Here is a 7,292-nt window from a genome sequence, read left to right on the forward strand (position 1 = left end):
GAGCACCCTACTAATTGTGCCAGTTGCGTAAGTCCTGGAAAAAATAATGCTATGTATCTCCCCACCTCCTATTTATTGTCTGTCACCAAGATTTAGATATTTCAAAACACTGTTTTACCTGCAACGGATGAGCAAGCTGATATATTTAAAAAGTGCTGTTGGGCGGGTTTAGTCCAAAGTTTAAGATTGAGATTTTCCCACTCCATTTCTAGCCAGTTATCAACAATATTGATTGAGACTTCAGAGGATAAAATTTTTTCAGTTGTTACTTTGAGGGCAAATGCGATCGCGCTTTGGCTAAGATGAGAAAGATTAAATACTTGGTTCTTCCCAGAATATAGCAACACATCCAGATAAAAACATTGTGAGTCTTGATGAATTTGCCATTTGCCTGTTGATTGACCAAATTGTGCGTAGGGAATTTGGATCTGAATATTTAAATCGCCAAAGGATAGACAGACAGTTGAGTTTAGAGTAGCTAATGATGAAAGCTGAGCTTTGAGATTTTTCCTATCAATAGAACCGCCAAACTCAAAACGCAACCGCAAATCTTCGATCGGTAATTGAGAATTATGTTTCTTCTTTTGGCTAATGTAAGGATTGCTCGGGTTAATATCAGTAGCAAAAGAAACACCGCTGAGAATTTTTCCCTCATTTTGCACGCTGAAAAATTGTGCTGCTGCGTAATCTACATTGTTGTATAAACAGCGTACTCTTAAATAACTTGGGTCTTGATATGTTCCCCAATAGATCATTAAAGGTCGCCGCTGATGCCAAAAGTCACTGTAATTAACACTTCCCAAGGTAAAAGCGGGAGCAAGATAAGTTGTTAGAACCTGATTGGGTAATCTTTTAGACAAGATTTGAGTTACAGTCCGAGGTTCATTTAAGTGGAGAAATAGTGTTTCTAAATCTCCGGGACAAGGTAAGGGGAGGCGATATTCATCTAGGGCTGGGTACTTTTCCAAAGTGCCAAAATCTATTAATTCTGAGGTAGAGCGTTCTATTAATGCTAATACTTCTATTGGGAGTAAGGTGCTGTAGCTTCGGCTATGGGGACCTGCCCATTGGCGAGTAGGGGGATGGAAATGAACAGCTATTTCTGTCCAAGTTAAACGATAGAGTGGTTCAACTAGTTCTGCTATTGTGACATTGTTAAAATTGTTGGCATATAGCCTCAGACGACCTAAAATTTCTAAGGTAATAACTGTATAATCTGGACTGTTGTATTCAGTAAAATTATTTTGTTCTAGGATGTGTTGAGAGAATTCCTGAAGACGATTTATTCCATAATTGTACAAATCATTGATTTCGTAGATTTGACCTGTAACTAAGGTTACATAAATGCCCATAATGGCAATGTTGGTGTAATCAAGAGGGGTATCACGCTGTTGAATATTACTTGCAGCGCAGAGGATAGCGCGATCGACTTGAGCCATTAACTTAACAGGTAAGTTAGGACGATGATAAAGTGCGAGTTGTAGTAGTTGTGTAGCTAAAAATTCACGCCAGTTTGGATCGGGCTGAACTATTTTAAAAGGTTTTTCTTCGAGATATTTCGGCCAAATTCCATAAGTTTTGCTGTGGGAATCTTTGTCTTGTAAATTTAAGATTTGTTGTATTATTTCTCTGGCTCGCTGATACATTTGAGGATCTTCTGTATCCATCAGAGCTACTGCATAGCGGAGTGATTCACGGGTTGGGTGTACGGTAATGCCTTGAAGAAATTTGAAAAATCCGATCGCCCGAAATGGAACTCTTAACATTTTGGCTAATCGATCGTATTTTTCATGTAAAGGAGCTAAGGCTTTTTCAAGTCGATCAATCTTTTTAGAGAGTGGAGTGTGCATAAATAGTGAGTCGATTTTAAAGAGATGAAAATCAACGAAATGCTCGACTATCAATTAGCAATTCAGGTGAATTGCCTTGATAATTATTTATAGGCAGGTATAAAAATTTCGACTGGACTTTGAGAATGAACAAATCAAAGCGCAGTCAATCTTTTATCTGGACAACAATGCTGGCACACCCCGATAATAATGCCAGCAAACCTACTTTATTCTGTGAAAATGGATTGGTTCACTATCTGGACAACAATCCTGGCACACCCCGATAATAATGCCAGCAAACCTACTTTATTCTGTGAAAATGGCTTGGTTCACTATCTGGACAACAATGCTGGCACACCCCGATAATAATGCCAGCAAACCCAGTTTATTCTATGAAAATGGCTTGGTTCACTATCTGGACAACAATGCTGGCACACCCCGATAATAATGCCAGCAAACCCAGTTTATTCTGTGAAAATGGCTTGGTTCAGTATCACCCTAAAAGGCTCAAATAAAGAGCTATTATAATTTTAACACTAATAAACTTTTTGTTGGTAGAAGAAAAAATATAATTAATTTATAAAAAAATCTATGATTAACATATAAAAACTTTATATTTTTTTTAAATAGTTTGGTATTGATAAATACCATTTTCAGGGTAATATAATTATGCTCTTAAACTAAAAGGAAAAGTTCCAAGCTGGAATCACAGACATATTGCCAGGATATCTAGCAATATTCAACTTTGCTGATGCGAAGTCCCTAATCACCAATTAAGTAGGTGTAAATAAATAAAGTAAGAATAGTTATCTTTGGATGAGGCGGGCAAGATGCCCACCCCACAAGAGTTGCAGCTTTCTTGTGGGGTGGGCATCCTGCCCGCCTCAGTTTTCTTATATCTACCTACTTACTCGTTATAAGCTGACATCGGTAAACAGGAACAGACAAAATTACGATCGCCAAAAGCATTATCAATTCTACTGACAGGAGGCCAATATTTGTATTCTTTTAACCAAGGTGCTGGATAAGCTGCTTGAGTGCGAGAATAGGGACGATTCCAATCATCAGTAATTAAAGTTTCTGCGGTATGAGGTGCATTTTTCAAGACATTATTTTCCGCATCAACTTTGCCTGTTTCAATCTCGGCGATTTCCTGACGAATGGCGATCATGGCATCACAAAAACGGTCTAATTCTGCTTTTGATTCGCTTTCGGTTGGTTCTACCATTACTGTACCTGCAACAGGCCAAGAAACGGTAGGGGCGTGAAAACCATAATCCATTAATCGCTTAGCGATATCATCTACTTCTATGGCAGCAGATTTTTTGAGCGATCGCAAATCCAAAATACACTCATGCGCCACAAAACCATTATTTCCCTTGTACAAAACTGGATAATAATCTTGTAAACGACGAGCCATATAATTAGCATTAAGAATCGCCACTTTGGTAGCTTCAGTTAACCCTTCCCCGCCCATCATTGCGATGTACATCCAAGAAATTGGCAGGATACTAGAACTACCCCAAGGTGCCGCAGAAACCGCGCCTATTCCAGTTTGTTCTCCCATTTTTACTACAGAATGACTGGGGAGGAAAGGTGCTAAATGGGATGATACTGCGATCGGACCCATTCCGGGACCACCACCACCATGAGGAATACAGAAAGTTTTGTGTAAGTTCAAATGGCAAACATCAGCGCCAAAATCTCCCGGACGACACAAACCTACTTGGGCATTCATATTAGCCCCATCCATATAAACTTGTCCGCCGTGAGAGTGAACTATTTCACAAATATCCTTAATTTCTGACTCAAAAACCCCGTGAGTAGAAGGATAAGTCACCATTAAAGCGGCTAATTCTTTGCTGTGTTTTTCCGCCTTATTTTTCAAATCTGCAACATCAATATTTCCCTGTTCATCGCAATTAATAGGCACAACTTTTAAACCACACATTACCGCACTAGCGGGGTTTGTCCCATGTGCAGACTGCGGAATTAAACAAACATTGCGATGATTTTCTCCCCGATTTTCATGATATTCTCGAATCACTAAAAGCCCAGCATATTCACCTTGAGAACCTGCATTTGGTTGCAAAGAAACTGCCGCAAAACCTGTAATTTCCGCCAACCATTCTTCTAACTGCTGGAACATTACTTGATAACCCCTAGTTTGGGAAAGGGGTGCAAAGGGGTGAATTTTCCCAAACTCCGCCCAAGTTACGGGAATCATTTCCGCCGTTGAGTTTAACTTCATGGTACAAGAACCTAAAGGAATCATTGAAGTTGTCAATGATAAATCTTTGGCTTGTAAACGATGGAGATAACGCAATAGTTCGGTTTCCGAATGATATTGGTTAAAGACGGGATGAGTTAAGTAATTGCTATTTCGAGTTAAAGAATTGGGAATGTGTAGGGGTAATTCATGAATTACCCCTACACATTCATGAATTACACCGACAAATTCTGCCGCATTAAAAGGTAAATCTTCCCCTAGTGCGAAGATTTGCCAAATGTCTTGTAAATCTTTGATAGTGGTAGTTTCGTCTAAGGAAATACCCACAGATTTGTCATCAAAGACTCGCAGGTTGATTTGCTGAACTTCCGCAGCTTGGAGAATTTCTGTTAGACTGCGACTTCCCAAGTCTACCCGAATCGTATCAAAGAAATATTCGCCAGTGATTTTGTAACCTAACTGCTTTAATCCTTCAGCTAAAAGGTTTGTTAACTGATGAATATTTCCAGCAATTCTCTTTATTCCAGCCGCCCCATGATAAACCGCATACATACTAGCAATTACGGCTAGTAGAACTTGGGCAGTACAAATATTACTTGTAGCTTTTTCCCGGCGAATATGCTGTTCGCGAGTTTGCAATGCTAAACGTAAAGCTGGTTTTCCATTAGCATCTTTAGAAACACCAACAATTCTGCCCGGAACTTGGCGTTTAAACTCTTCTTTGGTGGCGAAATATGCGGCGTGAGGGCCACCATAACCTAAAGGTACGCCAAAACGCTGGGTATTTCCTACGGCAATATCAGCACCGAATTCGCCGGGGGGAGTGAGTAAAGTTAAGCTTAAAATATCTGCGGCTACTGTGACTAATGCACCAACTTTATGTGCTTGTTCGATGAATTTCCGGTAATCATAAATTGTGCCATCGGTTGCGGGATATTGTAGTAACGCGCCGAAAATTGGTTGGTCAAAGGCGAAATTTTCATGGTTGCCAACGATGACTTCAATTCCTAAAGGATAGGCGCGAGTTTGGACGACTTCAATTGTTTGGGGATGGCAATCTTGAGAAACGAAGAAAGCTTTAGCTTTATTTTTAGATACACCATAACTCAAGGTCATGGCTTCGGCGGCTGCGGTAGCTTCATCTAATAAGGAAGCGTTGGCAATTTCCAAACCTGTTAATTCGATAATCATGGTTTGAAAATTTAATAATGCTTCTAATCTTCCTTGGGCAATTTCTGCTTGGTAGGGTGTGTAAGCTGTGTACCAACCGGGATTTTCTAAAATGTTTCTCAGAATAACAGGTGGGGTGATGCAATCAGAATAACCCATGCCAATAAAAGAGCGAAATATCTGATTTTTGGAAGCAATTTCTTTTAAATTGGCAAGGGCTGTATATTCACTTTGGGCGGTTGGTAATTGTAAGGGACGAGAGATGCGAATTGCTTGGGGAATAGTTTTTTCTATGAGTTCATCTAAGCTAGAAAGCCCCAATAATTCCAGCATTTGTTTAATTTCTTCTGGGCTGGGGCCAATATGCCTGGTAGCAAAACTGTCTGTTTGTCCGACTTGAAGGCTAGACTTGGTAGAAGGGCTAGAAGTTGCCACTTAATGATTCTCCACAATTGACTTAATTAAGTTTTAACAAGTATTTGCCATATAGGGCAGGGGTGCAGGGGGGGCAGGGGTGCAGGGGGCAGGGGTGCAGGGGTGCAGGTGCGAATTAAATTGTCCCCTTGTCTCAAGAGTCCCCTTGTCCCAAGAGTCCCCAGTCCCCAGTCCCTACTCGCCTTCAACTTGGGCGCGATACTCGTCAGCGGATAGGGCATCATTGATTTCGTCGGGGTCGTCGATGCGGACTTTGAGTAACCATCCTTCGCCGTAGGGGTCTTCGCCTATTTCTTCTGGTGTTTGAATCATTGCTTCGTTGCGTTCGACGACTGTCCCGGTAACAGGGGCTTTGAGGTCTTCTACTGCTTTTACGGATTCAACTGTTCCGAAAGATTCTCCTTTGCTAAGTGCGTCGCCAATTTCTGACAAGTCCAGAAATACGATGTCACCTAGTTGGTCTACGGCGAAGGCGCTAATGCCGATCGTAGCAATTTCGCCATCTACACGGATATATTCGTGGGTGTCGAGGTATTTCAGGTCATCGGGATATTCGAGGGACATTTAACTTCCTCACAAAGATAGAGATTTAATGATTTTGCAGTTGCGTTTTGGGCAGAACTGACAGATCTTGGATATAGGTACAGATTATCGGGTTATTTCCCCTGAAAGCTAATTTTATCAGCCTGATTGTTAGCTACTCATTATGAATAAACAAATTTTGAAAAAACTGCTAATAGGTGAATTTTCTTGGTTACGAGTTATGCGATCGATCATTTTTATCTATGCTTGTGTTGGCTTATATGCTTATTTTTTTAGCGATCGGATGATTTTTTTACCCCAACCATCCACTTACCAAGATAACAATCAGATTCTCAAGTTAACTACTAAAGATGGGGTGAAAATCTCTGCAGTCTACTTACCTAATCCTCAAGCTAAGTTTACCATTCTCTACAGTCATGGGAATGCAGAAGATTTAGGCGACAGTCTGATCATACTGGAACAGTTGCGAAACTTGGGATTTGCGGTATTTGCTTATGATTATCGCGGATATGGTACGAGTCAAGGAAATCCCACCGAAAAAAATGCTTATAAAGATATTGATGCTGCTTATGATTATCTAACACAAAAGTTAGGTGTAAGTCCCAACAAAATTATACTCTATGGTCGTTCTGTTGGTGGTGGGCCATCTGTAGATTTAGCGAGTCGGAAACCTGTAGGAGGGTTAATTTTAGAGAATACTTTTGTCAGTACTTTTCGAGTGGTAACACAGATTACGCTGTTTCCTTTTGATAAGTTCAATAATATCGAAAAAATTAAAAAGGTGCGATCGCCAGTGTTAATCATGTATGGTAAAGCCGATCGAGTTATTCCATATTGGCACGGAAGAGAACTGTTTGCTGCTGCCAATGAACCGAAGCGAGTTTTAGTTGTGGAAACTGCTGGACATAATGATTTTAAAGATGCAGCAGGTAAAGAATACGATCGAGCTTTGCAAGAATTTACTAAATTAGTTTCTCAGCATCAGTCAAAGTAAAAATGTACGTTGTTGGGGGTTTTGGGGTACAAGGTTTAGACGAAGCGCCCAAAACAAACAAAGAAAAAAAAAAAATATTTATGGGAAGAAA

5 protein-coding genes are annotated in these 7,292 nt (G+C 40.3%); 2 read left to right on the forward strand and 3 right to left on the reverse strand.

The features are described from left to right. Positions 1–101 precede the first annotated feature (101 nt). Entirely contained in the window at positions 102–1,850 is a 1,749-nt protein-coding gene (locus ACE1CC_RS14470) for a hypothetical protein (RefSeq protein ID WP_413271137.1), read from the reverse strand. A 268-nt stretch (positions 1,851–2,118) separates the two neighbouring features. Here ACE1CC_RS14470 and ACE1CC_RS14475 point away from each other — a divergent pair, with 268 nt between their 5' ends. Further along, on the forward strand, positions 2,119–2,274 hold the full coding sequence (locus tag ACE1CC_RS14475) for a hypothetical protein (protein ID WP_413271138.1): 156 nt from the start codon (positions 2,119–2,121) through the stop codon (positions 2,272–2,274). Between the two features lie 462 nt (positions 2,275–2,736). Here the strand turns inward: ACE1CC_RS14475 and gcvP are convergent, their stop codons facing one another. Continuing rightward, positions 2,737–5,664 (reverse strand): aminomethyl-transferring glycine dehydrogenase, encoded by a 2,928-nt coding sequence (gene gcvP, locus ACE1CC_RS14480; RefSeq protein ID WP_413271139.1) that lies wholly within the window; start codon positions 5,662–5,664, stop codon positions 2,737–2,739. A 174-nt stretch (positions 5,665–5,838) separates the two neighbouring features. Continuing rightward, complete coding sequence (gcvH, locus tag ACE1CC_RS14485) at positions 5,839–6,228, reverse strand: glycine cleavage system protein GcvH (RefSeq protein WP_413271140.1); 390 nt, start codon at positions 6,226–6,228, stop codon at positions 5,839–5,841. Positions 6,229–6,370: 142 nt separating this feature from the next. On the opposite strand from gcvH, the gene ACE1CC_RS14490 reads away from it, so the two are divergent. Further along, a complete protein-coding gene (locus ACE1CC_RS14490; RefSeq protein ID WP_413271141.1) occupies positions 6,371–7,201 on the forward strand; it encodes an alpha/beta hydrolase in 831 nt (276 codons plus the stop codon). Positions 7,202–7,292 lie beyond the last annotated feature (91 nt).

Source organism: Floridaenema aerugineum BLCC-F46, from assembly GCF_041929345.1.
Lineage (GTDB): Bacteria > Cyanobacteriota > Cyanobacteriia > Cyanobacteriales > Aerosakkonemataceae > Floridanema > Floridanema aerugineum.